Genomic DNA, 26,146 nt, shown 5'->3' with positions numbered 1-26,146 from the left:
ATAATTCTATGCATAGACAGAAAACGCTTGCGGCAAGTTTCTCTTTACAGGGAAAAGGACTGCACACGGGACTAGATATACAGATTACATTTAATCCGGCTCCCGAAAATCACGGATACAAAATTAAACGTGTCGATCTGGAAGATCAACCTGTAATAGATGCTCTTGCTGAGAATGTAGTCAATACACAGCGTGGCACTGTTCTCTCCAAAAACGGTGTTCAAGTAAGCACGGTAGAGCATGCAATGGCAGCCCTTTATGCCTTTGGCATCGACAACTGTCTGATTGAAGTAAACTCTCCCGAATTTCCTATTTTGGACGGAAGTTCCCGTTTTTATTCTGAAGAAATACAAAAGGTTGGTCTAACAGAACAGAACGCACCAAAAGATTATTATATCGTAAAGCACAAGATAGAAGTAAAAGACGAAGAAACCGGTTCTTCATTGGTTATTCTTCCGGATGATAAATTCAGTGTGAATGTATTAATTTCTTTTGATTCTCCTGTATTATCCAATCAATTTGCCACATTAAACGACTTAAGTGAGTTCCCTACAGAATTGGCGGCATCTCGTACATTCGTATTTGTTCGTGAAGTAGAAACACTACTTCAGCACAATCTCATTAAAGGTGGCGATTTAGATAATGCAATTGTTATCTATGACCAGAAAATTCCTCAGGAATCTTTGGATAAGTTGGCAGACATGATGAATCTTCCACATAAAGATGTACACGATCTTGGATATATCAACAATAAACCATTAGTATTCAATAACGAGCCGGCACGTCATAAACTTATTGATGTGATTGGAGACATGGCTTTGATAAGCAAGCCAATACGAGGCCGTATCATAGCCACTCGTCCGGGACATAAAATTAACAATCAGCTGGCACGCATGATCCGCAAGGACATTAAGATGAATGAAGTGCAAGCTCCTATCTATGATCCGAATACAGCTCCGGTTATGGACGTTAATCGTATTCGTGAACTATTGCCTCACCGTTATCCGTTCTTATTGGTTGACAAAATTATAGAAATCGGAGGTGACTACATTGTCGGAGTAAAGAATATCACAACGAACGAACCTTTCTTCCAAGGGCACTTCCCGCAAGAACCCGTAATGCCTGGCGTATTACAAGTAGAAGCAATGGCGCAAACCGGAGGATTGCTCGTACTTAACTCCGTAGACGAACCGGAACGCTACTCTACCTATTTCATGAAAATAGATGGCGTAAAGTTCCGTCAAAAAGTTGTACCAGGTGATACTTTAATTCTCCGGTTAGAATTATTAGCTCCTATCCGCCGAGGCATATCTACCATGAAAGGATATGTATTTGTAGGTGATAAATTAGTGAGCGAAGCCGAATTTATGGCACAGATTGTCAAAAACAAATAATAAAACAGAAAATGAATATATCTTCTTTAGCAGTTGTCCATCCCGAAGCCAAGATCGGAGAAAATGTAACGATTGATCCGTTTGCTATCATTGAGAAAGACGTTATTATTGGAGACAATTGTCACGTTTATTCCCATGCAGTTATTTTAAATGGAGCAAGAATAGGCACTAATTGCAATATATTTCCGGGAGCAGTTGTTGCCGGTATCCCTCAAGACCTAAAATTTAAAGGTGAGATTACAACCGCTGAAATCGGAAATAATACTACGCTGCGCGAATGTGTAACAGTAAACCGAGGTACAGCTTCAAAAGGGCGCACTATCATTGGCGACAACTGTCTTATCATGGCTTATTCTCATATAGCGCACGATTGTGTACTAAAGGATAATATCATCGTTGGTAATGCAACCCAGGTAGCAGGAGAAGTAGAGATTGACGATTTTGCAACTGTCAGTGGCGGATGCCTGGTGCATCAGTTCAGTAGAATCTCAAAACATGTCATGGTTCAGGGAGGTTCACGTATAGGTAAAGATATACCTCCTTATACACTGATCGGCCGTGATCCGATTGTTTACTGCGGCATCAATATCGTAGGCTTGCGACGCCGTGGATTTACAAATCAACAAGTATTCCTTATCCAGGATATTTACCGTACACTGTACACTCGCGGTCTGAATAATACCGAAGCCCTGAAAGCTATTGAAACAGAATACGAGCCTTGTATAGAAAGAGACCTGATATTGAATTTCATCAAGTCTTCCAGTCGTGGAATTGTAAGAGGCTCTATCGACGAATAAAGCATAAAAAGATATAAAACGAAAAACGACCTCCTCTTCTTTATAAAAGGATAAAGGAGGCCGTTTAATTTTTATGTCATTTATAAGGAGAAATAGATATTTTTACTACTTTTGAAGCAACAAAAAAACAAATAAAATTATGTTGTTTAGATTTCTAATCCTATCAGACGAAGCAGATGACTTCAAGCGTGAAATCACTATTGATTCCGAAGCCACCTTCTTGGATTTACATAATGTAATTCTGGACTCCGTAGGTTATACAAAAGACCAAATGTGTTCTTTTTTTATTTGTGAAGATGACTGGAGTAAGAAAACCGAAATTACATTAGTGGAAATGGATACTTCTTCTGAAGTTGATAGTTATATCATGGAAGAAACACCACTGGAAGAACTCCTGGAAGATGAACGTCAAAAGTTACTCTTCGTTTTCGATTATATGACAGAACGTGCATTCTTCATGGAGTTACGTGAAATAGTTCCGGGTAAAGACTTAGATAAACCAATCTGCGACAAGGCTATCGGAACACCTCCGCCCCAGTTTATTTCTTTTGATGAATTCGATCCCAAAAATGGAAATACCGAAGTTGGTGAAGATTTCTACGGAGATTCAGAATTCGATATTGACGAACTGGACAAAGAAGGTTTTGAAGGATTGGGAGACGGTCCAATGGATAATCCGTACGACGACGAACGGTTCTAATAGCAAATTCACATATTCATATAAAGCATCAGCAATAACTATTCCTTTTGTTATTGCTGATGCTTTGTTTTTATAGGAAGCCTTCTCCAGAGCCAACGGGGAATCATCCGCCAGAAAAACACCAACACTGCATAGCAAATATCAATCGTTACAACATGTTGTTTCTTTTTAAGCGCCTTCACAATATAGCGAGCCACATCAGCAGGCATCATCAGCATTGGATATGTATCATCTTTCAACAAAGCCGTAGCCACAAAACCCGGACGGATATCAGTAAAGCAAATATTCAATTTCTCCATATATGACAACTGTTCCAGCGCTTCAATATATGTATTCTGAAAACGCTTGGTTGCCGAGTACGCCGGAGCAGAACCAAGCCCCTTCGTCCCGGCAATGGAACTGATAACGGCCAAATGTCCGCCCCCCTGCTTCTTAAAATAGTCAAACGCAGCAGTTACCATCCGGATAAAACCATCCACATTCGTACTCGCTGTTTTCAACTCGATAGCAGGATCAAGTTGCAGATTCTGACTTCCTACACCCGAGCTCAACAGAAACAAATCCATTCCGCCCAACTTGTCGATCAGGAGTTGCAGTTTTTCCGGAGCATCACTCTCTGTCACATCCAAAGGTTGTATTTCCACCTGACCGGGGAACAACGCCTTTAGTTCTTCCAGCTCTTTCTGTCTCCGTCCGGCAGCACCAACGCGGCAACCTTGTTCCAAATAAATTTTCGCAACTTCATTTCCTATTCCGGAAGTAGCACCTATAATAACGATTCGCTTCATGGAATAACACAGTTTATAGATAAATATTCTCTACTTTTTAAAGACCAAATAAACGGCAGCGACCAAAAACAAGAATGCAAGCGCATGATTCCATTTAAATGATTCTCCTTTAAAAGCAATCGTACTGAAAGCAACAAACACCACCAGGGTAATTACTTCCTGTATTACTTTCAGTTGAATCAGGTTAAACGGCCCGCCGTTATCACGGAAACCGATACGGTTGGCCGGCACCTGGCAACAATACTCAAAAAAAGCAATTATCCAACTAAATAGAATAACGCCGATAAGCGGCAAATGTTCAAACCAGCTGAACTGTTGTTTCATCTTCAAATGTCCGTACCACGCACAGGTCATGAATATATTAGAAACAAGCAATAACAAAATCGCATAAAAACCCTGCATATTATTTTTTATCTTTAGCTTAACAAAATGCAAAAATATGACATTATATCCGACAGGCAATTCTTTCCACGTCAAAATATACTTATCTTTGACACGGCCCTGCCCGCCGGCATGCTAAAAAGTACTATTTTATCAAGACATCCACCTATGAACACTTTAGTTATATTATTAGGACCGACCGGTGTTGGAAAAACGGAACTCAGCCTGCGTATAGCCGAACATTTCCAATCGCCCATTATTTCGGCCGATTCACGCCAGCTTTACCGCGACCTGCCAATTGGTACCGCAGCTCCTACAGCCGAACAGATAGCACGTGTAAAGCATTACATGGTTGGCACATTAGCACTTACCGATTACTATAGCGCCAGCAGTTTTGAAGAAGATGTCATATCGCTGCTTCCTTCATTATTCCAGGCAACTTCCACAGTAATTATGACCGGCGGCAGTATGATGTACATAGATGCCGTATGTAAAGGGATAGACGATATCCCGACCGTTACCCCCGAAATCCGCAACGCTATATATGCTCAATATGAACGCGAAGGACTTGCTCCCATTCTAAAAGAGCTTAAAGACTGTGACCCTGTTCACTACGAAGAAGTAGACCGCAACAACTACAAACGCGTCATCCATGCCGTAGAGATTTGCCGCATGACCGGAAAACCCTATTCATCATTCCGCACCAATAGCCGGAAAGAACGCCCGTTCCGCATCATACAGATAGGACTTACCTGCGAGCGTGAAGAACTGTACGACCGCATCAACCGCAGGGTAGACCAGATGATGAACGACGGATTGCTGGAAGAAGCCCGCCGGGTATATCCATACAAACACCTGAACTCTTTAAACACAGTTGGTTACAAGGAATTATTTAAATACCTGGATGGAGAATGGACATTGGATTTCGCTGTAGAAAAAATCAAACGAAATTCACGCGTATATGCCCGCAAACAAATGACATGGTTTAAACGTGACGAAGAAATAAGCTGGTTTCATCCCGACCGGGAAGCCGAGATATTAGCCCATATTCAGACCTTGCGCGGTAAGTAACCATCCTGAATATTCGTCATACTGCCCCATAAACTATAACGAGCCTCCGGATTGATAGCTTCCAGACGGGCAAGCACTTCTTTCATTTCCGAACGGCTTGAGCCGGATTCATAAGGACAGTTTTTCACCTGTTTCTTATATCCTTTCCAGGCAGCAATCCGCATCAGCTCTTTTTCTTCTACCAAACACATCGGACGGATAACCTCCATATCGAACTTATCCATCTTCAAGCGAGGCGGCATTGTACCGAAAGCTCCTTGATGAACCATATTCATTAATAGCGTTTCCAGAATATCATCCTGATGATGTCCCAGCGCAATCTTATTGCAACCATTTGCTTTAGCTATATCGAACAAAGCCTTTCTGCGCGTCCACGAGCACAAAAAGCAAGGCGATTTACGGGTATCGGTAGAAGCATCAAAACTGGTTTCATGTACAATAAACGGCAGCCCGTATTCTTCGGCGCAGCTTCTCAAATATTCCATATCCGAACAATAGGGTATATTCGTCATAACGATATGTGCCACCACCACTTCAAACTTCGGGCGGAATATCCTGGAACGTCGCCCCAATAAATCCACCAAAGCCAACGAGTCCTTTCCTCCTGAGAGTCCTATTAATATGCGGTCGCCATCTTGAATCAGACCATAATCAAAAATAGCCTTCTTCACCTTTTCTTCCACCTTACGGAACAATTTCTCCTCTTCTGTCAATTTTGCCATACCCAATTGAATAGATTGCAAAAATAATCATTGAAGCCCAATATCCGCATATCTGCACCGATTTTACCTCAATTCATACCTGTCTCTATCTTTAAATTCAGGAAGATTTAGCAAAAAGTATAGCAATATTTATTCTTTTGACCTGGCTAGAAATTAATTTTGACCTAAGTCGTAATTGATTTTGACCAGGCTCAAAATTGATTTTGCCCTAGGTCAAAAGAATAAAAATGCGGGATCTTTTACATAAAAGAACAGGACTAATGAATTAATATGTCACGACCAAAACAATACTTTTCCGGCTCAACCGAATAACCGTTCCTGCATTCAAATACGAACAGATTCAACTTCTTACGCTTTACATAAGAAGTTTTTCACCGATTACTTTTGATATATCTGCAAACACATTATCTTTGTTGAAGACATAAGAAGGCACAAAATAAATGAAACCGTTATCAAAAAAAATATTTTATACTATAGCAATAGCATTGCTATGCAGCGGACTGCAAGCACAAAGTCTGGATCAGGCAAAGAAATTATACAATGAAGGGAATTATGCCGAAGCAAAGCCCGCATTTGAAAAGTTAGTAAAACAAGCACCCAGTAACTCGTCATACAATCACTGGTACGGCGTTTGCTGCTTTGAAACCGGCGATCTGGACGGTGCGGAGAAGCATTTGAAAGTGGCCGTCAAACGAAAAGTTCAGGAAGCATATCGCTACCTGGCAGAAGTATATTACCAGACATACCGTTTTGAAGAAGCCTCCGAAATGTATGAAGAATATATCAGTTTGCTGTCAAAGAAAAAACAGCCGGTAGAAATATACGAAGCCCGTCAGGAACTGGCAGACAAAGCTCTCCGAATGATGGAAAAGGTGGAAAACGTACAAGTGATAGACAGTATGGTTGTAGACAAAGACGCTTTTCTTTCTGCATACATATTAAGTGAAGAAAGCGGAAAGCTAATGCCTTTTGAAGAGTTTTTCGAAACGGATATACCTGTGCAATCCACTGTATATATGAACCAGAAAGGAGATAAAGTATATTATGCCCATCCTACCGATGGCGACCGCTACTGCCTGTTCAACCAATCATACATAATGGATAATTGGGGTGACGAGAAACAATTACCAATGAATGTAAACAGCAATGACGATGACAACTATCCATTTGTCCTTCCTGATGGAGTAACCATTTATTATGCCTCCAAAGGAAACGGTTCATTGGGCGGATACGATCTGTTTGTTACCCGCTATAATATGAATTCCGATAATTATTTGGCACCGGAACAACTGGGCATGCCTTATAATTCGCCCTTCAACGACTACATGATGGTAATAGATGAAGTGAAAGGGTTAGGCTGGTTTGTTTCCGACCGTTATCAGCCGGAAAGCAAAGTATGTGTCTATCTGTTCATTCCAAACGATAACCGCACACGTGTAGATAGCGACGACATAGAATTGAAACGTTCCCGTGGGATGTTATCTTCCATCAAAGATTCGTGGAAACCGGACAGCAATTATGCGAGCTTGATACAATTAGCGCATAAAGAAATACCTTATGGAGTGGAAGAAATCAAAAAAGACTTTGAATTTGTAATAAACAACAACACGGTTTATTATACGCTGGACGAAATAAAAAGCCCCGAAGCAAAGAACTATTATACAAAGGTAATAGCACTTAATAAGCAAATAAAAGAACTGGAAAACAAGATAAATAATCTGCGTACATCCTGGAACAATGGCAATAATGCCAAGCGGGATCAATTAAAACCTGTTATTTTACAGGCAGAAGAACAATTGGACGAGTTACTCTCCCAGCCTTCCGAACTGGAAAAGAAAGCTCGCAATGCGGAAATGACATTTCTGAAAAAGAACAGATAATTAATTACTATTATGATATTGGAGATTGCTATCATTGCATTCCTTATGATTGTAGCCATTGTGCTCATTCTGCTGGAAATATTTCTTTTGCCCGGCATTACACTGGCAGGCATAGGAGGATTTATTTTCGCAGCCGGGGGAATTATCTACGCATATACGGCAGGAGCGATGATAGGCCATATCACTTTGGCATCATCCGCCATCGTTTTCGGACTTATATTTATCTGGCTGTTAAGGGCTAAATCTTTTAACCGGATAGCATTGAAAACAGATATAGATTCCAAATTGACATCAAGTCGCGATCTGGGTATTCAGCCCGGAGACGAAGGTATTACGCTGTCTCGCTTAGCTCCCATCGGCAAAGCCCGGATTAAAGGAATAACCGTTGAAGCAAAGGCCCAGGAGGAACTCATAGATGAGAATACTCCGGTTATTGTAGTGCGCATAGACAGTTATAATATTATAGTGAGATTAAAAAACGAATAAACAAATACTCATTTTAAAATTACACACACATGGAAATGACCTTTTTGCCTCTTATCCTGCTAGGTGCTGCGGTGCTGCTGCTGGTAATCTTTTTCTATTATGTGCCGTTTCTGTTATGGATTTCGGCCAAAGTATCGGGCGTAAACATTTCGCTTATTCAATTGTTTTTGATGAGAATAAGAAACGTGCCTCCTTATATCATTACACGAGCCATGATTGAAGCCCACAAAGCCGGTCTTAAGACATTGACCCGCGATGAACTGGAAGCACATTATCTGGCCGGCGGACATGTAGAAAAAGTGGTTCACGCACTTGTTTCCGCCTCTAAGGCAAACATCGACTTGCCCTTCCAGATGGCAACAGCTATCGACTTGGCAGGACGAGATGTATTTGAAGCAGTGCAGATGTCTGTAAATCCCAAAGTAATTGACACTCCGCCGGTTACTGCAGTGGCCAAAGACGGCATCCAGCTGATAGCAAAAGCCCGCGTCACTGTACGTGCCAATATCAAACAACTTGTTGGTGGAGCAGGCGAAGAAACAATCCTTGCCCGTGTTGGAGAAGGCATTGTATCGTCTATCGGTTCATCAGACAGTCATAAGACTGTATTGGAAAACCCGGATTCAATCTCCAAGCTCGTACTACGCAAAGGACTGGATGCGGGAACTGCTTTTGAAATCTTGTCCATTGATATTGCCGATATTGATATAGGAAAGAACATCGGCGCTTATCTGCAAATGGATCAGGCACAGGCAGACAAAAACATTGCTCAGGCTAAAGCAGAAGAACGTCGTGCGATGGCTGTAGCTCTGGAACAGGAAATGAAAGCCAAAGCTCAAGAAGCCCGTGCGAAAGTGATTGAAGCAGAAGCAGAAGTTCCTAAAGCAATGGCTGATGCCTTCCGCACCGGAAATTTAGGGGTGATGGATTATTATAAAATGAAGAACATAGAAGCCGATACTTCTATGCGTGAAGCAATTGCCAAACCAAGCAATGCTCCTTCAAAACCTTTAAAAGACTAAGAGAATGAGAATAATTCCCGAATCAGAATTGGTTATCAATGCAGATGGAAGTGCTTTCCATCTGCATCTGAAACCGGAACAGCTTGCAGACCGCATAGTATTGGTTGGCGACCCGTCACGTGTAACAACGGTTGCATCCTATTTCGACAGTAAAGAATGTGAAGTATCGAGCCGGGAATTTCATACTATAACCGGAACCTACAAAGGAAAACGAATCACTGTCGTTTCGCATGGTATCGGAACAGATAATATCGATATTGTATTAAATGAACTGGATGCACTTGCCAACATAGACTTTGCAACGCGCACAGTCAAACCCCAATTCCGCCAATTAACGCTTGTACGTGTAGGAACGTCCGGCGGACTCCAACCTTTTACTCCGGTTGGAACTTATGTTGCCGCAGAAAAGTCAATAGGATTCGATGGCGTACTCTATTTTTATGCCAATTCCGGTAAAGTAAGAGACAAGGAATATGAAGAAGAATTAATAAAACAATTGGATTGGAAATTAACCGGTCTGTTTCCTTATGTTGTTTCAGCCGACCATTCGTTAATAGAGCAAATCACACGCGATGATATTATTCGTGGAGTAACAATTGCCGCCAATGGATTCTATGGTCCGCAAGGCCGGGAGCTGCGCCTTCCGCTCACCGACCCTGAATTGAACCGGAAAATAGAAGCATTCGATTATAACGGCAGCCGGATTACAAACTTTGAAATGGAAAGTTCGTCTCTCGCCGGTTTATCGGCATTAATGGGACACAGGGCAATGACTGTTTGTTGTATTATTGCCGGCCGTGTCAATAAAAACATGAATACAGAATATAAAGGTTCCATACTTAATCTGATAGAAACTGTACTGGATAGAATATAAGTAAATGAAGAAATTATGCCTCCCCATATTTATAATGATTTTTTTATGTTCCTGTTTGAAGGATACACCGGATAATTCTTATAGCAAGGAAGACATTAATGTATCACTTCGATTAGAGACTGAAAATCTAGAGACGGAGGCAAAACTGGAACATGTAAACTGCTATGTATTTGTTAACGACACATTTTACAAAGAAATACGCAACCTAACAATAGACAGCGACAATCATATCGCTGTAAAAGTGCCGGCAATGTCCCAACTATATTTTCTTGCTAATTTCGATCTGCCGGAGTCTCTTCTTACTTTGGAAGAAGGGAAAACAAGCAGAACATCATTCCTCAATCTACGCACTGAAAACAACAATGATCCATGGGAAGCAATAGATTTTTACTCCGGAGAGACTATTGCCAACCCGATGAATACAAACAATACTGTCAAACTTTTTCATAGTGTATCGCAAATCAATATTGACATTCGTTCAAACGCGGATATTCAAATTGACAGTATAGAAATAAAAGAGGTATCCTTAGACACAAGACTGTTTAAAGAAGAAAAAATCCTTTCATCCGACAACAAACAAGACCTTACGATATATTTCACATCCCCCATATCAGGCTTCACTTCCGGCATAACCAACCTTTACGAAAGCGATACACCTGTTACGGCTGTTATGTATGGTCACAATAAAAATATTCCTGTTACTATTAGTAAGACCATCCCTGAACTAAAAAGGAATCAGGTCTATAATATCGAGGTTAAGAATGAAGACATAGAGGTTAACCTTACAAATACGCATCAAATATATCCTGATTCAAGGGGAAGGTTAGATATGAATCTCCCCCAGACGAAAGATATAAAGCCCGGAGATATTATTTTTTTAAGAGGGAACTTCTTGAGTGTAAGAATTGTCGGATTAAACGGAGATGCTCAAAATCCGATCCGTATAACCAATTACCCGGGAGAAAAACTGACAATAGGAGATCCAAGTTGGAGAAACGGTGCTTATTCAAGTGCTATTCAGCTAATAGATTGTCATTATATAACTCTTGGAAGTGAAGATAATTCTTCCAATTTTAAAGTGGAAGGAAGCCAGCAATGGAATGCGCAATCGGCTTATTTTGGAATAAATCTAAGGCCTTTCACGGACAATGCAGAAGTAAAAAACCTAATCATCACAAACGGAGGCGTCGGTATAACTGCAAAAACGGATCCTGTAAAAGACGATCCTACAACATGGTATCCTAATTCCCAATTGGAGAACTTATTTATCCACGATATAAGTATATCAAATACAAAAGGTGAAGCAATGTACATAGGCCATTCTTCTATTTATTGGGGTTGGGACGAGAATGGAAAAGGATATAATGCCGGAGCACATCCAACCAATCCTTCCCATACTTATGTAAGACCTATTATGTGGAAGAATGTAAAAATCTATAATAATGAAATGCACAACCAGGGATATGAAGGCATACAAACATCATCTATTGACCAACTAGAGATATATAACAATGAAATTGCTAATTTCGGAACAGAAAAGCAGTTTGGGCAGTGCATGGGACTTCTTATTGGAGGAAATACGACAAACACATATGTACATGACAACTATGTACACGACGGATATGGAGAAATTTTCCAATTCCACGGTTCTAATGAAAACAATGCTTCACATATTGTTTGTAATAATTTATTTGTTAATGGCCAATCCAGCGGCATGGGAATATATGGTTTAACAGACGCCGCCACCATTCATATTTCAAATAATACGATAGCTAATTGTTTTTCTTTTGCAGTTCAGGCAAACGGCAAATACTACAATACGCAAGTGATATTAAATAATAATGTTTACATTGCCTGTTCTCTGCAAAATGATACTCCCGGAAAATATATAAGAAAAATGAATGATGCCATTGTAACACAGGAAAACGACAAGCAGTTCAATTCCGTTTCCGAAGCTCAGGTAGATATAAACAATTTCTATTCTCCATTGCCGGGTTCTCCTGTTGGCAATGCAGGATATAACAATAAAGTTTTTTAGAAACCTGCCTATTTTATTTCAACAACACGTTATTTTACCTGAACAACAACGCTTGTATAAACATCATCAAGACGCACGTACACATTATAATTGCCCTGTACACCATTATACTCCGTTGGTGTTTTAGCTAAAGTCATTTTCAGGATTCCATCATCTGTCGATACATCAAACACTTCAGGAATACCACCATACCAAAAACACTCAGCACCTTCCGGCAATTCCATCGAGGCTTGTTCACCAACATAATTTACTTTACCAATTACGTGTCCATATTCAGGCAATTCTTTCGTATCCGGGGAAACTAAGACATACTTAACAATAGCACCGGTAGATTTATCATCTACCAAAATAGGAGAAACAACAAAAAAGCGATAATATTCAGCGCCAACTGCCACAGCCCGAGCTCCCGAAGGAAACTCACGTACAGCCTCGTTATCGAATACTTGATAAATATGTCCCGGGGTTACAGCAACTTCGTGAACAAGATTTTCCAGTTTCGGAGGCATCGTTACCCCTACTCCGCCTGCTTCACCTACATCTGCAATCAAGCAAGAATAAGCATAAAAATTATTCGCATCGTTTATATATACATCAGATTCCCCCAGCCATGTCTTTCCATGTCCTTCATCAAGCATATTTAGAGAAACAGTACTTTCCGGATCATTAGGAACATCGTCATTTGAACATGAAACTCCAGCAAACAAAAAACCAATAAGCAAGAATCGTGATAATATGTTTTTTCCCATCTTTCTATAATTTTTTAATTAAGACTCGCCAAAAGTAAAAAAAATTCACGAATACTCTTCTCAAAACTTTAAGTTATTACTATTTGTTTTATACATATATAATATGGAATGGACATGAAATGGGAAGATAGTTTTTTAGAATCCTTTGAATGGGGCAACAATATCATAAACAAAGACAGAAAGTTAAAGATTGCGGACAAGATTGCATCTATGGTGAGTGACGGAAATGTGGTTGGAGCCGGTTCAGGCTCCACAGTCTATCTGGCACTGAAACAGATAGCCAAACGAATTAAGGATGAAAGTCTAAATATCCTAATTATTCCCTCTTCCCGTGAGATAAGCATGGCTTGCATACAGTTAAATATTCCCCAAACAACGTTATTAGCACACAAACCGGACTGGACTTTTGATGGTGCCGATGAAGTAGACCAGGATTATAATCTAATAAAAGGCCGCGGAGGTGCTATGTTCCGCGAGAAACTATTAATAGCCTCTTCTCCCTCGACATATATTATTGCCGATCCATCCAAGATGGTTAAGAAATTAGGAACTCATTTTCCGGTTCCCATAGAGATATTTCCGGAAGCACTTACACATGTAGAACAATCCCTGAAACAATTTCCGGTAAAGGAATTTAATTTGCGAATAGCACAGAAGAAAGATGGTCCCGTTATCACCGAAAACGGCAATCTTATATTAGACGTGTGGTTCGATGAGATTCACGGATATCTAGAATCCGCTATCAAAGCCATCACTGGGGTCATTGAAAGCGGACTCTTTATGCACTACAATGTGCAACTAATAACCGGTGATGATTAATCTTTAATAAAGCCTTGCTCTTTCAAGACCTTCATTAATACATCAGAGAAATACTCATTGTTTTTCTTTGTATAACGTACATCTGTAAAAACTTGAGCTAAAGTTTCTTTATTATTTTCTTTTACAAACTGTTTATTAACTTCCAGTTCTTCTTTATCTTTATAAAAAGCATCAATGGAAGCTGGTGTATAATCTTCATATTTTTCTTGATGGACAACGGCTGCTAAAGGCAAACGTTCCACTTGCCCCGGCAATGGTTCTGCCGGATAACCAACTGTTACCGTAACAATAGGAACAACCAAACGAGGAAGTGAAAGAGTTTTAATAATTTGATCGGCATTGTAGGCTGTTGTACCCAGATAACAAATACCTAATCCTTTTGCTTCAGCTGCGTCACAAAAACTTTGAGCAAACAACATCGCATCAATTGTGGATGCAATAAATGTCTGCAAATTATCAAAACCAGCCTCTGCCTTTCTTTGTTCCGCCCATTTCACGAAGCGATTAGCATCGGCACAAAAGGTAAGGACAACAGGTGCTGTAGTTATCATTGGCTGGTTAAAATGGGCAGGAGCCAATTTCTCCTTGTTCGCCTTATCCCGTGTTACTATAACACTATATAATTGCATATTTCCCGTATTGGATGCACGAGTTGCAACTTCCAACAATTCATTCAGCAAAGGCTTCGGAATATCTTGCGTTGTATATTTGCGGATACTCTTTCTATTTTTCATGCTTTCTAATATATCCATCATGTCATCATATTAATAGTTCGGCACAAATATAACAGTTAAACTCTATTTTATTACTTTTACCACGCAATATATAATGAAATTATCTTATGAAAAGCGAACGAGAAAAAATGATGTCCGGAGAAGAATACAGCCCGTTCGATACAGAGTTAGTTGCTATTCACCAACGTACTCTCAAACTGGCAAAGCAGTATAATAACCTACACTACATCAATTGCTTCGAAGGCAAAGAACTATTACACCAACTATGCCCTAATGCAGATGAAACACTCGTTATACAGCCCCCGTTTAACTGCGATTTCGGTTTTAATATCTATGGCGGGGAAAACAGTTTTATTAATTATAACTGCACCATTCTGGACACAGCAAAAATTACGATTGGAAAAAATGTCTTGATAGGCCCCAATGTACAGATTTACGCACCTATGCATCCGATAGACTATAAAAAGCGTGCTACAGGAGTGGAACACGGAGAACCTATCACCATAGGAGACGATTGTTGGATTGGAGGCGGTGCCATTATCTGCCCCGGAGTAACCATTGGAAACCGATGCATTATAGGAGCCGGTGCCGTGGTTAGTAAAGATATTCCCAATGACAGTATGGCTGTAGGCTCTCCTGCCCGCGTTATCAGGGATTTAAATCAATAACAAAATCCAAATGCCCAGATAGGAATCCGGTTATATGAACATTTCGGCAAACCATAAACAGCGGCAAAATGGTTTTCCATATATTTTATACGTTCATAATCGCGTAACGGATCGCCTACCATAAAGGTGTATTTGTCATTCACTATAATGTCGTCATTCTCTTGCACCTCCAAAGTAGCTACACTGGAAATTTGATCATGGAAGAACGTTTCTCCCATATTCCTACGGTTATCTTTATCTCCAAATAAGGCAACCAGCAGATTTGTATTCCCGATAAAAGTTTTTTGACGGACGGGCATCACTTTTGCCGTATAATTAGGGTAACGTATGATTTCCGAGTCTTTAAGGCAACTTATATATTCTTTTGCCTGTTTATAGTGCATATCCAGTTCCTTCAACATATCAGCAGGCATCATTCGTGTCGGCACACGCCCAACAATAGACATCAATAACCTCTTTATTTTACTCACACCCGCCGGATAAAGAGTTCTGAGGAAAGGCATATCCACGTCCAACGTTTCGCGCACCACATCGGCTAAACGGAAAAAGAATGTTTCCGGATCTTGCCAATAAAACGGATAACATCCATGTTCCAGATAATTACGGAAAGCCGGAACTACATTGAACTGGGCATTAATCTTTTTCACAAATTCCGCATAGTTAGCCAACAAATCATCCAACGATACAGGCGGCACATCCAAAATGCTTTCATAAGCAAGAAACTCCCGGAAAGACATCGTGTTCATGTGATAACACTTTATACCCCTCTTTATCTCTTCCTTTACCAACTCCATCGATTGAAAGCTGGATGCCGTAAATAGGATATGGAGCGAAGGATTCCGATCAAACAACTGGCCAACTTCAACCATCCATTCCGGATAAGCATGTACATTATCCAGAAATAAATGCGTACCGCCATCAGCACAAAACTCCTTTACCGTATCCAATAGCGTATTACGTTGGAACCACAAATGATCGAGACTAAGGTATAAAGCGCTGTTTGAATTATCAAAAGCAGACTTAATACGTTGCAGCAACAAGGTAGTTTTTCCTATCCCCCGCTGGCCAAATATACCAATCAAACGATCATTCCAATCTATTTGCTGATACAGGTAACGGCGAAAAGTACAATTCACTCCTCTTATTAATTCGTGGTGATTCAGTTGGAAACTATTCATAAATAAGTCGTTTTTTGCAAAGATAACAAATGTATAAAAATAATCATGTACATTTGCAGTGAAGGAGAGAATTTCCTTCCGTGTGCTTGCTTAACCACGTATTAAAAACAAGAAAGATATGAAACATCAAGAAGCCGCTATGGTATGCTTTTCAGGGGGACAAGATTCCACCACCTGCCTTTTTTGGGCAAAAAAGCATTTTACAAAAGTAGAAGCCGTTTGTTTTACATACGGACAAAAACATTCCTTAGAGATTGATATTGCACGCAAGATTGCCGACGAGGCCAATGTTCCTTTCCATTTATTGGATGTATCGCTTATAAGCCAGTTAGCTCCTAACTCACTTACCGACACGTCAATTGTCATGGATCAGGAAAAGCCGGCAGACAGTTATCCCAACACCTTTGTACCGGGACGCAACATGGTATTTCTCACCTTCGCTGCCATCATGGCAAGGAGCAAAGGGATTTTTAATCTGGTAACCGGAGTATCCGAGGCTGATTTCAGCGGTTATCCGGATTGCCGGGATACTTTTATCCGTTCACTCAATGTTACTTTGAATCTGGCTATGGACGAACAGTTCGTTATTCATACGCCATTGATGAAACGAGATAAAAGTGATGTATGGGAACTGTCAGACGAACTTGGCGTATTTGATTTGGTTCGCACACAAACACTAACCTGCTACAACGGCGTTCCGGCAGATGGCTGCGGACATTGTCCGTCCTGCAAACTCCGCCGTGAAGGTCTAGAAAAATACCTGAACAGAAAGAAAAACAAAAAACAATAATATAATGGACACCAGAAAAGGAGAAAACGAACTGCACCTGCTTGGCAGCAGCACCGTATATAAACAGGATTATGCCCCCGAAGTGCTGGAAGCATTTACCAACAAGCATCAGGATAATGATTATTGGGTACGATTCAACTGTCCCGAATTTACAAGTCTCTGCCCAATCACCGGACAGCCGGATTTTGCAACGATTCATATAGATTACATACCTGATGTAAAAATGGTAGAAAGCAAAAGTTTAAAATTGTATCTATTCAGTTTCCGCAATCACGGCGCTTTTCATGAAGACTGTGTTAATATCATCATGAAGGACCTGATCCGCCTGATGAATCCCAAATACATAGAAGTAACAGGAATATTCACCCCACGAGGAGGCATTAGCATTTATCCGTATTGCAATTATGGACGTCCGGGTACAAAATATGAAGAACTGGCGGAAAAACGTCTTTTCAGTCACAACTGTTAGAAAAAAACAAGACAAGCAACAACTTTTTATTCTGAAAAAATAGTAAGTTTGTAGCAATAATATTAGTAAACCTAGATAATATTTTAGACCATGAACAAAAGAAACTTTACAATGAAAGCCGCATTGCTTGCTTTGGCATGCACGGCCTTTGTGAGCATGAATGCACAAAAACAGTATCCTCAACCAGAAAAAATGACTCCCGGCATGTCTGAATACTGGACTCCGCAACCTAAAGTAGTAACACCAGGAGACATAAGCACAAACTCTGCCCCGTCTGATGCTATCGTTTTATTTGACGGAAAAGATCTTTCTGCCTGGGAAAGTGCCAATGGCGGTCCTGCAAAATGGAATGTAAATAACGGTATTTTCACTGTAAATAAGGAAGCGGGAGATATTCGCACAAAACAAAAGTTTGATAACTTCCAGCTACATATCGAATGGTGCATCCCCCAAAACATCTCCGGCAGCAATCAGGCACGCGGAAACAGTGGTGTATTCCTGCAAGGTATGTACGAAATCCAGATACTGGATTGTTACAATAACGAAACCTATGTAAACGGGCAGACCGGCAGTGTCTACAAGCAGACACCACCGTTAGCAAATGCTATGCGTAAACCGGGTGAATGGAATGTGTATGACATTATTTATTCAGCACCTGTTTTTAAAGAAGACGGTACTTATCGCGTACCACCACGTGTAACTGTTATCCAAAATGGCATTGTTTTACAAAATAACACCACAATACTAGGAACAACAGAATATATCGGATTCCCCAGAGTGGTTGAACACGGAGCCGGCCCAATCATCCTGCAAAGTCATGGTGATCCAAGCGAACCAATTAGTTTCCGTAACATCTGGCTAAGGGAACTTTAAAAAATAGTCCTAAGATAAAATATAAAAGGCCCGCTGATTCGTAACGCGAACTCTGCGGGCCTTTATCTTTTTATATACCTTCAATGAAAATCTATTAATCAAGCCTTAAATCAAATTCCTCCTTTAGTTTTGACAAATTCGGATTAATTTCTAACAGATGTTCATATTTTTCAGTCGAAGTATAAGCCAAGCGTTTTTCATTCGTTTCAATTATTCGTACACGCATCTGGATACGCGTATTCTTTAAACTTGAGCGAAGGTAAGATAGAATATCTATAGCTGCGTTAATCAGCTCTTCTTGTTGGCCAGGATTGTGCACAGCCACCTCAAAATAATAATTTTCCTGCAATACAGGTTTGCAATTTATCATTGTATTTTTGAGATAAACCTTTTTGTCGATTGTATTAGAAAATGCATCCCAATACTGAACCAGTTCTTCATTTGTAAACGAATTGGTCTGTTCATCTACCACAGTTGCGGTCTGTTGCACAGCCTCTTCCTTAGGTTTTTCAACACCTATCTCCTTCAAAGACGTTCCAATAGGCGGGCGTGAAGATCTGCGCGTTGGAGCTGTAGCTGGAGGCGGTGGAACAGAAATAGAAGAAGGCATATGTGTTGTTACAACCTGTGGCTGCGAGGAAACCGGCTGCGGAGCAGACGCTACAGAGACACCATTTGAAGCCGGAACAGAAACAGATTGAGAAACAGAGGGTTGATTATCCTGAGCAATCGGTTCAATCAATCCTTTTTTTTTACTATCGTCCGCTTGCTGCGGTTTGTTTAGCTGACATAACTGGATCAGCGTCAATTCTAACAACAACCGCTTATTACGGCTGGCACGATAATTCAAATCACAAGTATTAGCCAGTTCTATAGCCTTGAACAGTAATGTATCCGGACACCGTTTTGCCATCTCCTTATAACGCTCGCGTATAGATGCTCCTACTTCAAACAAGACTAACGTAGCCTCATCCTTACACACCAATAAGTCACGAAAATGTCCGGCCAGACCTGTTATAATATTCTGCCCGTCGAAGCCTTTATTCAATATCTCATTCAATATCAACATGGCGGAACGCACATTGCCGGACAAAACAGCATCAGTTAAACGAAAATAATATTCATAATCCAGTACATTCAGATTATCTATTACAGCCTGATAAGTAATGTTTCCATTTGTGAAGCTGACAACCTGATCAAAAATGGATAATGCATCACGCATGCCTCCATCGGCTTTTTGTGCAACCACATTCAGTGCTTCGGGTTCGGCTGTCACTCCTTCACATGAAGCAACATACTCCAGATGTTCCACCATATCCTTAATAGAGATACGGGAAAAGTCATATATCTGGCAACGCGACAAGATCGTAGGCAATACTTTGTGTTTCTCTGTTGTAGCCAGAATAAAAAGCGCATGATGAGGAGGCTCTTCCAGCGTTTTAAGAAATGCATTAAAAGCCGCCGAACTCAACATGTGTACCTCATCAATAATAAATACTTTATACTTACCGATAGGAGGCGGAATACGCACCTGGTCAATCAGAGCACGAATATCATCTACCGAATTATTGGATGCAGCATCCAACTCATGTATATTATAAGAACGCTGTTCGAGAAAAGCCTTACAAGACTCGCACTCGTTACAAGCTTCTCCTTCCGGCGTAGGATTCAAGCAGTTAATGGTTTTAGCAAAGATACGTGCGCACGAAGTCTTTCCCACACCTCGCGGACCGCAAAACAGGTAAGCATGTGCCAGCTTGTTACTTTGTATTGCATTTTTCAATGTAATGGTAAGAGCCTTCTGCCCCACCACATTGCGAAATGTAGAAGGACGATATTTTCTTGCCGATACAATATAATTATCCATTTGCTGCTTTTTTATTGATAAGACAAAGATAAACAAAATAATTCATTTACCTTTGCATAAAACTATATTCCATGTCACGCATAAAAGACTTTTACAACAAGTATCTTTCATGGATCAACATTTATTGGTTGGTTACCATTGTGTTCCTGGCGCTTACTTTTACGACAGGTGACAGTAGTTTATATCAACGCTATATATATGACGAGAAAATACGCAGTTTGGAAAAAGAAATAAAGCATTACAAGGAAGAAATTGAAATAAATACCAAAAAACTAAATGACCTTCACACTGATAAAGAAGGCTTGGAACGATTTGCCCGTGAAGAGTATTTTATGAAGAAACCGGATGAAGATGTCTATATTATCAAAAATAAGTAATGAATCAAAAAGTAAGAACGTTCCTGTTTAACATCTCCGGTCTGCTTATCCTTGCCGGAGCTATATTATATTTTATTCACTGGATAGCTGCTCCTTACCTGTTTGCAATAGGAGCTGCCGGTTATACGGTATGCTATCTCACTATCTCTGTTAAAGAAATGGATTTTCGGAGTCGCCGCTTGCACCGTTTCAATGTTATCTCCGGTATCTTAATGGTATTCGCTTCCGGTTTCATGTTTAAAGACCGGACAGAATGGATTCTTTGCTTAACGATCGCCGCCATTCTACAGGTTTATACGGCATTCGTCTCCCCTAAGAGCAAACAATAATCAGAATTACATCCGGGAGAAAAATAAATCCCTCTCGGAAGAAAATAGAATTTCTTCCGAAAGGAATCTAAACAGGTCACTTACCATGCATTCCTTTTATCTATTCTATCGGAATGTAAATTTCCGTCAGCAAATCCTCCGGTGCAGTAGTGCAAGGATCATTCAGATAACGTTCCGCACTGGCTTCATCACGAATAGTACATTCCATTTCGGGTAAATACTTTCCGTATATCGTATCATATACCGCTTGCAGATTGTCATACGAGCCTTGATAGACAAAAATGGCGTAACGTCCGGCCGGAAGTTGCTTGAATCCGATATCTCCTTTAGGAACAGCCGTTACAGGCAATACCATGCATACATCCGTACGCAACTTGTCCACAGGAGTTACTTTCGGATCGTCGTGGTAAATACAAAGTGGAGACAATTCACCCATCGGCAGATTTTGTTCTTTAATAAACTGGCACAAACGGCACCAAGTACCTCCATAGTCATTGAGCTTGTAATCGCCTAATAGACGAATATAAATCACATTCCGCGCAGGAATATTCTTTATCTCACTTTTCAGTTCCAAATCCGGTCTGATAATAGCTGGTTTCATAATTACAAAATTTTTATTGTTTCGATATTCTAAAGGCGAAATACCATAAAACTGTTTGAAAATTTTCGATAATGAAGAGGATGAAGAATATCCGATACGATAGGCTATATCGGCAATTGGAATATCAGAATAGCGCAGCAAACGGGCAGCAGCTTCGGTTCGTGTCCGAACAATAAACATACCGATTGGCTCTCCTAAAAAGGCCCTCATGATGCGGTGGAAATAGAAAGGAGAAAAATGAGAAATCTTGGCCAGTGATTTCAAATCAATCTCTTCCCCTAAATGAAGGTTAATATAATCCACTACAGCATTTACACACTTCTGGTATTCTTCCCGGGTTGTTTTCTTCTCTTGCATAATTTGTTTTTATATTTCATTGCGCAAATATATGATAGAAATAAGCATATGACTTGTCCGATGTTGCGGAATAAAAAAAATTCACCAATATTCCGTGATATTTATTTTAATTGTATTATTTTTATATTTTTGCATCATAATCAACATGCAAAAAATATTCACTTCTTATGAAACTCTGTATATAGCTACGCTCAACGAATAGCATTACCCAATAAAGCTATTCAGCTATTTGACAAATAATGATTTATTTGCCACAGAGATTTTATAACCTTTTATTTATGAATTTACAGGATGGCAGACTGTCGGGATACAGAGTGCCATACCGTGTTATTTAAAGTTGAGCAATGAATTATACATACAAGCAAATCTGGCTCATCAACTTTCCGGTGATGATGAGCATTCTGATGGAACAATTAATCAATATTACTGATGCCATCTTTCTAGGTCATGTTGGAGAAATAGAGTTGGGAGCATCCGCTATTGCCGGAATCTACTATTTGGCAATCTACATGCTTGGTTTCGGCTTTAGTATCGGATTACAAGTAATGATAGCCAGGAGAAACGGAGAGCAAAAATACAAAGAAACGGGTAAAACTTTTTTTCAAGGTTTATTCTTTTTGTCAGGGATGGCAATCGTTCTTTGTCTATCGATATACCTGTTTTCTCCACTAATTTTAAAACGTTTAATAGCTTCACCGGAAATCTACCAAGCCGTTATTCATTATTTAAACTGGCGTAGTTTCGGATTATTATTTTCATTTCCATTTTTGGCAATCCGTTCTTTTTTCGTGGGAATAACAAATACTAAAGCATTGTCATGGGCAGCTATTGTAGCAGTATTGGTCAATATCCCATTCAACTATGTCTTAATATTCATCTTGAATTCAGGTATTTCCGGAGCTGCAATCGCTTCATCATTGGCAGAAGTGAGTTCCTTTACTATACTTTGTGTCTATATGTGGATAAAAACAGATAAATTCAAATACGGATTAAAACCTGTCTATAACGGACAATTACTAGCAAAAGTATTAAAGTTGTCAATATGGAGCATGCTTCATGCTTTTATCAGCGTAGCCCCATGGTTTCTATTTTTTGTAGCAATTGAACATTTAGGTAAAACAGAATTAGCAATATCCAATATTACCAGAAGCGTTTCCACAATGTTTTTTGTTATAGCAAATTCCTTTTCACTCACTACCGGATCATTGGTTAGTAATGCCATTGGAGCCGGAGAAGGAAAAGACATCTTTACAATCTGCCGGAAGATTGTAAAACTGGGATATGCAGTAGGGATTCCGTTAGTAGGAGTTGCCCTATTGAGTAACCAATGGATTATAGGTTTATACACAGATAATAAGCAATTGATGCAGTTCACTTTTATACCATTTGTTGTAATGTTACTTAACTACACCTTTGCTTTACCCGGTTATGTATATCTTAATGCCGTCGGCGGAACAGGGAAAACGAAAATCACATTTGCCTTTCAGCTTACGACAACAGTGATTTATTTGATTTACCTCTATTGGCTAAGCTACTGTACAAAAGCTTCTTTAGCCGTTTACCTGACAGCAGAATATCTATTTGTTATTCTGTTAGCCATACAGTCTATAGTATATTTAAAAAGAAAACATTATTAAAAATCAGAAAGTTATGATGACGAAAATATATCCCCGCACAGGAGATAAACAAACGGTATATTTGAATTCCATTGTGAAAGATCCGCTAATAAAGATTGGTGATTACACAATTTACAATGACTTTATATCCGATCCTTTGTTGTTTGAAAAAAACAATGTACTCTATCACTATCCTATCCATCAGGAAAGATTAATAATAGGAAAATTTTGTTCTATTGCCTGCGGTACAAAATTCCTATTCAATTGTGCCAACCACACTCTAAAGTCCTTATCAACTTATACATTCCCCTTGTTTTACGAAGAATGGAAATTAGATAAAGCAGATGTAGTTACTGCATGGGATAACAAAGGCGATATTATCATAGGCAATGATGTTTGGATTGGATATGAAGCTGTTATTATGTCCGGAGTACATATTGGGGATGGAGCAATTATTGCAGCCCGCTCCGTTGTGACAAAAGACATCCCCCCGTATACGATTGTTGGCGGTACTCCTGCCAAAGAAATACGAAAACGCTTTGATCCGGATGTAATAAAGCAATTACAGGCATTGAAATGGTGGAATTGGCCTATTTGTAAAATACGGTAATGCATACCCTATCTAGCAAAAGGAGATATTAATAAATTGCGAACAGCCATGAAAGACAGCTAATATGAATTTGCGTAATTTCCTCCAAAATCACAGTATATTCCTACCCTGAACCAATATGTCAAAGAACTTATTTTAATAGCTATTCTTTTTACTGTTTCTTATCCGAGCACAAAAAGCACCCTTTCGGAAGAAATTTGAATTCCTTCCGAGAGAAATTCAAATTTCTTCCGAAAGGAATCAAAAATACACAAAAGGGAACAAATAATGAAAATATTATATTAATCCTAATTTTAAATCTACTTCTTTCATATATTTCAAAATACTCTAATTCATAACCTTTGCATAATGTTGTGTCATTCGGGTGGAAGAATGACCAAGTATTTTAGATGCCAAAAAAAATGTAAAATCCAGATAATCAAGTATGTTTATGTCGTTAGCTGTCCATCCTTGAATAAAAAAAAGAGTATAATTCGTGGACATTTATTTCAAGACTAAAATTGTCCACGATTTAGCACTACGGAAGTGCGTTATTTTGCCAAAAATATGCGGATTAGGAGAAAAAGAAAAGCCCTGAAAATTAAACATTTCAGGGATTTACCAAATTTGAAGTCTTTTAAAAGTGGTGCCACCAGGAATCGAACCGGGGACACAAGGATTTTCAGTCCTTTGCTCTACCAACTGAGCTATGGCACCTTTTGATTTGACGGGTGCAAAGGTAAACATTATCTATTATACTCCAAACATTTTCACAAAAAAGTGCTATTTCTGAAATATCACGGAGAAATGCAGGAGTAAGAAAGGGTATTTTCAAAGAAAAAAACAGGGAAAATTCTTGCATGTTCAATTTTATTTATACCTTTGCAGCCGTAAACAAAAACGGGATGTAGCACAGTTGGCTAGCGCGCCACGTTCGGGACGTGGAGGTCGGAAGTTCGAGTCTTCTCATCCCGACTACACAAGAGGATATATCGAAAGATACGTCCTCTTTTTGTTTGTCGTTATTCCATCAAATATAATCAGGAACATGAAACTAACACAGCCACGTATTGCTAAAAAGCTTCATAACGAAGTTGACATTTACACTGCATTAGCAAAAAACGAAGAAGATTTGATTGAATATGAATTCAAGTCTCAGAAAATTGAGTCTTTGTCGAAAAACAATCTTTCTATCCAATCTTGCATTTTCACGAATTGTAGCTTTATTGAATGTAAAATAAATAAATCCCAATTCAGTGATGTTATATTTCATAACTGTGACTTATCGAATATAAACCTGAACGGATGCGGATTTCACCGTATCGAGTTTATCGATTGTAAATTAACCGGAACAAATTTCTCAGAATGTATATTTAATCATACTCTCTTTCAGGGATGCCTTGGAGAATATTCTAACTTTACAACAAGCAAACTGACAAATGTTAATCTTACACATTGTAAGTTGAGAGGAGCAAGTATGGAAAATTGCCAGTTAAACCATGTAGCCTTTGGGAATTGCAATCTTATGGAAGCCGAATTTTACAGGACATCTTTAAAAGGAATAGATTTTTCAGATTCCGAAATCCCCGGTATTCACGTAACAGCACTAAATAGCAGCGAGCTACGGGGAGCCACCGTTACATCAATACAGGCCTTGGAACTGGCAAGGATGTTAGGAATAAACATCAAAGATTAAATGTTACTACTGCACATAATCAGGATGGCGATGCAACCAGGTCACAGCATAAGAACAAGTAGCCTGTGGTTTCATCCCATTCGCCAAGGCATAATCGTATGCGTACTTTACTAATGCAGCAGCAACACCACGTCCTTCAATAAGCGGAGGAACAATGGTATGGATAATATCCAGTTTTCCATCCCTCAAACGGTATTGTACAAATGCGGTAACTCCTTCTAACTTTATTTCAAAGCGCTTCTTCTCCGGATAATGAGTAATTTCGTATTCCATATTTCATTAAT

At 39.6% G+C, this 26,146-nt stretch carries 28 protein-coding genes, 2 tRNA genes and 1 pseudogene; 20 read left to right on the top strand and 11 right to left on the bottom strand.

The window, feature by feature from the left end:
* Window positions 1–8 precede the first annotated feature (8 nt).
* The 3 genes from C1721_RS09210 to C1721_RS09200 all read left to right on the top strand — a co-directional run bounded on the left by C1721_RS09210 (window position 9) and on the right by C1721_RS09200 (window position 2,891).
* The gene (locus C1721_RS09210; RefSeq protein WP_102408081.1) at window positions 9–1,394 is read left to right on the top strand and encodes a bifunctional UDP-3-O-[3-hydroxymyristoyl] N-acetylglucosamine deacetylase/3-hydroxyacyl-ACP dehydratase; all 1,386 of its coding nucleotides are present in this window, start codon (window positions 9–11) and stop codon (window positions 1,392–1,394) included.
* Between the two features lie 11 nt (window positions 1,395–1,405).
* Window positions 1,406–2,191 carry an acyl-ACP--UDP-N-acetylglucosamine O-acyltransferase gene (lpxA, locus tag C1721_RS09205; RefSeq protein WP_102408080.1) on the top strand — a complete coding sequence of 262 codons (786 nt, stop codon included), beginning with the start codon at window positions 1,406–1,408 and terminating at the stop codon, window positions 2,189–2,191.
* 139 nt (window positions 2,192–2,330) lie between these two features.
* The gene (locus tag C1721_RS09200; protein ID WP_102408079.1) at window positions 2,331–2,891 is read left to right on the top strand and encodes an IS1096 element passenger TnpR family protein; all 561 of its coding nucleotides are present in this window, start codon (window positions 2,331–2,333) and stop codon (window positions 2,889–2,891) included.
* Window positions 2,892–2,941: 50 nt separating this feature from the next.
* Here C1721_RS09200 and C1721_RS09195 read toward each other — a convergent pair whose 3' ends face one another.
* Both C1721_RS09195 and C1721_RS09190 read right to left on the bottom strand, forming a co-directional pair.
* Window positions 2,942–3,679: an SDR family NAD(P)-dependent oxidoreductase gene (locus C1721_RS09195; protein WP_102408078.1), complete on the bottom strand. Its 738-nt coding sequence runs from the start codon at window positions 3,677–3,679 to the stop codon at window positions 2,942–2,944.
* Window positions 3,680–3,709: 30 nt separating this feature from the next.
* Window positions 3,710–4,081, bottom strand: coding sequence for a DMT family protein (locus C1721_RS09190; protein WP_102408077.1), 372 nt, complete (start codon window positions 4,079–4,081; stop codon window positions 3,710–3,712).
* Window positions 4,082–4,228: 147 nt separating this feature from the next.
* On the opposite strand from C1721_RS09190, the gene miaA reads away from it, so the two are divergent.
* Window positions 4,229–5,131 (top strand): tRNA (adenosine(37)-N6)-dimethylallyltransferase MiaA, encoded by a 903-nt coding sequence (gene miaA, locus C1721_RS09185; RefSeq protein ID WP_102409373.1) that lies wholly within the window; start codon window positions 4,229–4,231, stop codon window positions 5,129–5,131.
* Here the strand turns inward: miaA and C1721_RS09180 are convergent.
* The gene (locus tag C1721_RS09180) at window positions 5,110–5,853 is read right to left on the bottom strand and encodes a tRNA 2-thiocytidine biosynthesis TtcA family protein (protein ID WP_102408076.1); all 744 of its coding nucleotides are present in this window, start codon (window positions 5,851–5,853) and stop codon (window positions 5,110–5,112) included. The genes miaA and C1721_RS09180 overlap by 22 nt on opposite strands.
* A 440-nt stretch (window positions 5,854–6,293) precedes the next feature.
* Here C1721_RS09180 and C1721_RS09175 point away from each other — a divergent pair, with 440 nt between their 5' ends.
* From C1721_RS09175 to C1721_RS09155, 5 genes are read left to right on the top strand one after another with little or no spacing between them, the layout of a single operon-like run.
* A complete protein-coding gene (locus tag C1721_RS09175; protein WP_102408075.1) occupies window positions 6,294–7,733 on the top strand; it encodes a tetratricopeptide repeat protein in 1,440 nt (479 codons plus the stop codon).
* A gap of 12 nt (window positions 7,734–7,745) precedes the next feature.
* Window positions 7,746–8,219 (top strand): NfeD family protein, encoded by a 474-nt coding sequence (locus C1721_RS09170; RefSeq protein WP_102408074.1) that lies wholly within the window; start codon window positions 7,746–7,748, stop codon window positions 8,217–8,219.
* A gap of 29 nt (window positions 8,220–8,248) precedes the next feature.
* Window positions 8,249–9,241 carry a flotillin-like protein FloA gene (gene floA, locus C1721_RS09165; protein WP_102408073.1) on the top strand — a complete coding sequence of 331 codons (993 nt, stop codon included), beginning with the start codon at window positions 8,249–8,251 and terminating at the stop codon, window positions 9,239–9,241.
* Between the two features lie 4 nt (window positions 9,242–9,245).
* Window positions 9,246–10,115, top strand: a complete 870-nt coding sequence (locus C1721_RS09160) for a nucleoside phosphorylase (protein WP_102408072.1) — start codon at window positions 9,246–9,248, stop codon at window positions 10,113–10,115.
* A 4-nt stretch (window positions 10,116–10,119) separates the two neighbouring features.
* Entirely contained in the window at window positions 10,120–12,153 is a 2,034-nt protein-coding gene (locus C1721_RS09155; RefSeq protein WP_159063565.1) for a right-handed parallel beta-helix repeat-containing protein, read from the top strand.
* Between the two features lie 29 nt (window positions 12,154–12,182).
* On the opposite strand, the gene C1721_RS09150 is transcribed toward C1721_RS09155, so the two are convergent.
* Entirely contained in the window at window positions 12,183–12,899 is a 717-nt protein-coding gene (locus tag C1721_RS09150) for a DUF5036 family protein (protein WP_102408070.1), read from the bottom strand.
* A 114-nt stretch (window positions 12,900–13,013) separates the two neighbouring features.
* Here C1721_RS09150 and rpiA point away from each other — a divergent pair, with 114 nt between their 5' ends.
* Entirely contained in the window at window positions 13,014–13,718 is a 705-nt protein-coding gene (rpiA, locus tag C1721_RS09145; RefSeq protein WP_102409371.1) for a ribose 5-phosphate isomerase A, read from the top strand.
* Here rpiA and C1721_RS09140 read toward each other — a convergent pair.
* On the bottom strand, window positions 13,715–14,464 hold the full coding sequence (locus tag C1721_RS09140) for a nitroreductase family protein (protein ID WP_102409370.1): 750 nt from the start codon (window positions 14,462–14,464) through the stop codon (window positions 13,715–13,717). The two genes, rpiA and C1721_RS09140, sit on opposite strands and share 4 nt — an antisense overlap.
* A gap of 95 nt (window positions 14,465–14,559) precedes the next feature.
* Between C1721_RS09140 and C1721_RS09135 the strand changes: the two genes are divergently transcribed.
* Window positions 14,560–15,120 carry a sugar O-acetyltransferase gene (locus C1721_RS09135; protein ID WP_102408069.1) on the top strand — a complete coding sequence of 187 codons (561 nt, stop codon included), beginning with the start codon at window positions 14,560–14,562 and terminating at the stop codon, window positions 15,118–15,120.
* Here the strand turns inward: C1721_RS09135 and C1721_RS09130 are convergent.
* Window positions 15,114–16,298 (bottom strand): AAA family ATPase, encoded by a 1,185-nt coding sequence (locus C1721_RS09130; RefSeq protein ID WP_102408068.1) that lies wholly within the window; start codon window positions 16,296–16,298, stop codon window positions 15,114–15,116. The two genes, C1721_RS09135 and C1721_RS09130, sit on opposite strands and share 7 nt — an antisense overlap.
* A 118-nt stretch (window positions 16,299–16,416) precedes the next feature.
* On the opposite strand from C1721_RS09130, the gene queC reads away from it, so the two are divergent.
* The 3 genes from queC to C1721_RS09115 all read left to right on the top strand — a co-directional run bounded on the left by queC (window position 16,417) and on the right by C1721_RS09115 (window position 18,430).
* Window positions 16,417–17,088, top strand: coding sequence for a 7-cyano-7-deazaguanine synthase QueC (queC, locus tag C1721_RS09125; RefSeq protein WP_102408067.1), 672 nt, complete (start codon window positions 16,417–16,419; stop codon window positions 17,086–17,088).
* Window positions 17,089–17,092: 4 nt separating this feature from the next.
* Entirely contained in the window at window positions 17,093–17,557 is a 465-nt protein-coding gene (gene queF / locus C1721_RS09120; protein ID WP_102408066.1) for a preQ(1) synthase, read from the top strand.
* A gap of 90 nt (window positions 17,558–17,647) precedes the next feature.
* Complete coding sequence (locus tag C1721_RS09115) at window positions 17,648–18,430, top strand: 3-keto-disaccharide hydrolase (RefSeq protein WP_102408065.1); 783 nt, start codon at window positions 17,648–17,650, stop codon at window positions 18,428–18,430.
* Between the two features lie 94 nt (window positions 18,431–18,524).
* Here C1721_RS09115 and C1721_RS09110 read toward each other — a convergent pair whose 3' ends face one another.
* Entirely contained in the window at window positions 18,525–20,297 is a 1,773-nt protein-coding gene (locus C1721_RS09110) for a DNA polymerase III subunit gamma/tau (RefSeq protein ID WP_102408064.1), read from the bottom strand.
* Between the two features lie 71 nt (window positions 20,298–20,368).
* Here C1721_RS09110 and C1721_RS09105 point away from each other — a divergent pair, with 71 nt between their 5' ends.
* Both C1721_RS09105 and C1721_RS09100 read left to right on the top strand, forming a co-directional pair.
* Window positions 20,369–20,674 (top strand): FtsB family cell division protein, encoded by a 306-nt coding sequence (locus C1721_RS09105; RefSeq protein WP_102408063.1) that lies wholly within the window; start codon window positions 20,369–20,371, stop codon window positions 20,672–20,674.
* Window positions 20,674–21,003, top strand: a complete 330-nt coding sequence (locus C1721_RS09100; protein ID WP_102408062.1) for a hypothetical protein — start codon at window positions 20,674–20,676, stop codon at window positions 21,001–21,003. The genes C1721_RS09105 and C1721_RS09100 overlap by 1 nt, the downstream gene beginning before the upstream one ends.
* Before the next feature lie 100 nt (window positions 21,004–21,103).
* Here C1721_RS09100 and C1721_RS09095 read toward each other — a convergent pair whose 3' ends face one another.
* Window positions 21,104–21,961, bottom strand: coding sequence for an AraC family transcriptional regulator (locus C1721_RS09095; protein ID WP_102408061.1), 858 nt, complete (start codon window positions 21,959–21,961; stop codon window positions 21,104–21,106).
* A 344-nt stretch (window positions 21,962–22,305) separates the two neighbouring features.
* On the opposite strand from C1721_RS09095, the gene C1721_RS09090 reads away from it, so the two are divergent.
* Window positions 22,306–23,598, top strand: coding sequence for an MATE family efflux transporter (locus C1721_RS09090; RefSeq protein ID WP_102408060.1), 1,293 nt, complete (start codon window positions 22,306–22,308; stop codon window positions 23,596–23,598).
* Window positions 23,599–23,611: 13 nt separating this feature from the next.
* Window positions 23,612–24,187 carry a CatB-related O-acetyltransferase gene (locus tag C1721_RS09085; RefSeq protein ID WP_102408059.1) on the top strand — a complete coding sequence of 192 codons (576 nt, stop codon included), beginning with the start codon at window positions 23,612–23,614 and terminating at the stop codon, window positions 24,185–24,187.
* 327 nt (window positions 24,188–24,514) lie between these two features.
* Here the strand turns inward: C1721_RS09085 and C1721_RS16580 are convergent.
* Together C1721_RS16580 and C1721_RS09080 are read right to left on the bottom strand one after the other, a co-directional pair.
* Window positions 24,515–24,577 (bottom strand): annotated as a pseudogene (locus tag C1721_RS16580) (tyrosine-type recombinase/integrase); the annotation flags it as partial.
* Between the two features lie 233 nt (window positions 24,578–24,810).
* Window positions 24,811–24,883, bottom strand: a tRNA-Phe gene (locus C1721_RS09080).
* A 184-nt stretch (window positions 24,884–25,067) separates the two neighbouring features.
* Here C1721_RS09080 and C1721_RS09075 point away from each other — a divergent pair.
* Both C1721_RS09075 and C1721_RS09070 read left to right on the top strand, forming a co-directional pair.
* A tRNA-Pro gene (locus C1721_RS09075) sits at window positions 25,068–25,141 on the top strand.
* 73 nt (window positions 25,142–25,214) lie between these two features.
* Window positions 25,215–25,862, top strand: coding sequence for a pentapeptide repeat-containing protein (locus C1721_RS09070; RefSeq protein ID WP_102408058.1), 648 nt, complete (start codon window positions 25,215–25,217; stop codon window positions 25,860–25,862).
* A gap of 6 nt (window positions 25,863–25,868) precedes the next feature.
* Here the strand turns inward: C1721_RS09070 and C1721_RS09065 are convergent, their stop codons facing one another.
* Complete coding sequence (locus C1721_RS09065) at window positions 25,869–26,135, bottom strand: GNAT family N-acetyltransferase (protein ID WP_102408057.1); 267 nt, start codon at window positions 26,133–26,135, stop codon at window positions 25,869–25,871.
* Between the last annotated feature and the right edge of the window lie 11 nt (window positions 26,136–26,146).

The organism is Parabacteroides bouchesdurhonensis, from assembly GCF_900186615.1.
In the GTDB taxonomy this organism is placed as follows: domain Bacteria; phylum Bacteroidota; class Bacteroidia; order Bacteroidales; family Tannerellaceae; genus Parabacteroides; species Parabacteroides bouchesdurhonensis.
The sequence above is the reverse complement of the archived record's forward strand: the minus strand, read 5'-3'. Positions and strand labels throughout refer to the sequence as shown.

Bases quoted from the DNA above. Each gene is read 5' to 3' on its own strand.
- C1721_RS09200 (WP_102408079.1), top strand. From the start codon at position 2,331: ATGTTGTTTAGATTTCTAATCCTATCAGACGAAGCAGATGACTTCAAG.
- queF (WP_102408066.1), top strand. From the start codon at position 17,093: ATGGACACCAGAAAAGGAGAAAACGAACTGCACCTGCTTGGCAGCAGC.
- C1721_RS09065 (WP_102408057.1), bottom strand. From the start codon at position 26,135: ATGGAATACGAAATTACTCATTATCCGGAGAAGAAGCGCTTTGAAATA.
- C1721_RS09100 (WP_102408062.1), top strand. From the start codon at position 20,674: ATGAATCAAAAAGTAAGAACGTTCCTGTTTAACATCTCCGGTCTGCTT.
- C1721_RS09155 (WP_159063565.1), top strand. From the start codon at position 10,120: ATGAAGAAATTATGCCTCCCCATATTTATAATGATTTTTTTATGTTCC.
- C1721_RS09170 (WP_102408074.1), top strand. From the start codon at position 7,746: ATGATATTGGAGATTGCTATCATTGCATTCCTTATGATTGTAGCCATT.
- C1721_RS09150 (WP_102408070.1), bottom strand. From the start codon at position 12,899: ATGGGAAAAAACATATTATCACGATTCTTGCTTATTGGTTTTTTGTTT.
- lpxA (WP_102408080.1), top strand. From the start codon at position 1,406: ATGAATATATCTTCTTTAGCAGTTGTCCATCCCGAAGCCAAGATCGGA.
- C1721_RS09175 (WP_102408075.1), top strand. From the start codon at position 6,294: ATGAAACCGTTATCAAAAAAAATATTTTATACTATAGCAATAGCATTG.
- C1721_RS09195 (WP_102408078.1), bottom strand. From the start codon at position 3,679: ATGAAGCGAATCGTTATTATAGGTGCTACTTCCGGAATAGGAAATGAA.
- C1721_RS09160 (WP_102408072.1), top strand. From the start codon at position 9,246: ATGAGAATAATTCCCGAATCAGAATTGGTTATCAATGCAGATGGAAGT.
- floA (WP_102408073.1), top strand. From the start codon at position 8,249: ATGGAAATGACCTTTTTGCCTCTTATCCTGCTAGGTGCTGCGGTGCTG.
- C1721_RS09180 (WP_102408076.1), bottom strand. From the start codon at position 5,853: ATGGCAAAATTGACAGAAGAGGAGAAATTGTTCCGTAAGGTGGAAGAA.
- C1721_RS09090 (WP_102408060.1), top strand. From the start codon at position 22,306: ATGAATTATACATACAAGCAAATCTGGCTCATCAACTTTCCGGTGATG.
- C1721_RS09070 (WP_102408058.1), top strand. From the start codon at position 25,215: ATGAAACTAACACAGCCACGTATTGCTAAAAAGCTTCATAACGAAGTT.
- C1721_RS09130 (WP_102408068.1), bottom strand. From the start codon at position 16,298: ATGAATAGTTTCCAACTGAATCACCACGAATTAATAAGAGGAGTGAAT.
- queC (WP_102408067.1), top strand. From the start codon at position 16,417: ATGAAACATCAAGAAGCCGCTATGGTATGCTTTTCAGGGGGACAAGAT.
- C1721_RS09135 (WP_102408069.1), top strand. From the start codon at position 14,560: ATGAAAAGCGAACGAGAAAAAATGATGTCCGGAGAAGAATACAGCCCG.
- C1721_RS09095 (WP_102408061.1), bottom strand. From the start codon at position 21,961: ATGCAAGAGAAGAAAACAACCCGGGAAGAATACCAGAAGTGTGTAAAT.
- miaA (WP_102409373.1), top strand. From the start codon at position 4,229: ATGAACACTTTAGTTATATTATTAGGACCGACCGGTGTTGGAAAAACG.
- C1721_RS09105 (WP_102408063.1), top strand. From the start codon at position 20,369: ATGTCACGCATAAAAGACTTTTACAACAAGTATCTTTCATGGATCAAC.
- C1721_RS09190 (WP_102408077.1), bottom strand. From the start codon at position 4,081: ATGCAGGGTTTTTATGCGATTTTGTTATTGCTTGTTTCTAATATATTC.
- C1721_RS09115 (WP_102408065.1), top strand. From the start codon at position 17,648: ATGAACAAAAGAAACTTTACAATGAAAGCCGCATTGCTTGCTTTGGCA.
- rpiA (WP_102409371.1), top strand. From the start codon at position 13,014: ATGAAATGGGAAGATAGTTTTTTAGAATCCTTTGAATGGGGCAACAAT.
- C1721_RS09110 (WP_102408064.1), bottom strand. From the start codon at position 20,297: ATGGATAATTATATTGTATCGGCAAGAAAATATCGTCCTTCTACATTT.
- C1721_RS09085 (WP_102408059.1), top strand. From the start codon at position 23,612: ATGATGACGAAAATATATCCCCGCACAGGAGATAAACAAACGGTATAT.
- C1721_RS09210 (WP_102408081.1), top strand. From the start codon at position 9: ATGCATAGACAGAAAACGCTTGCGGCAAGTTTCTCTTTACAGGGAAAA.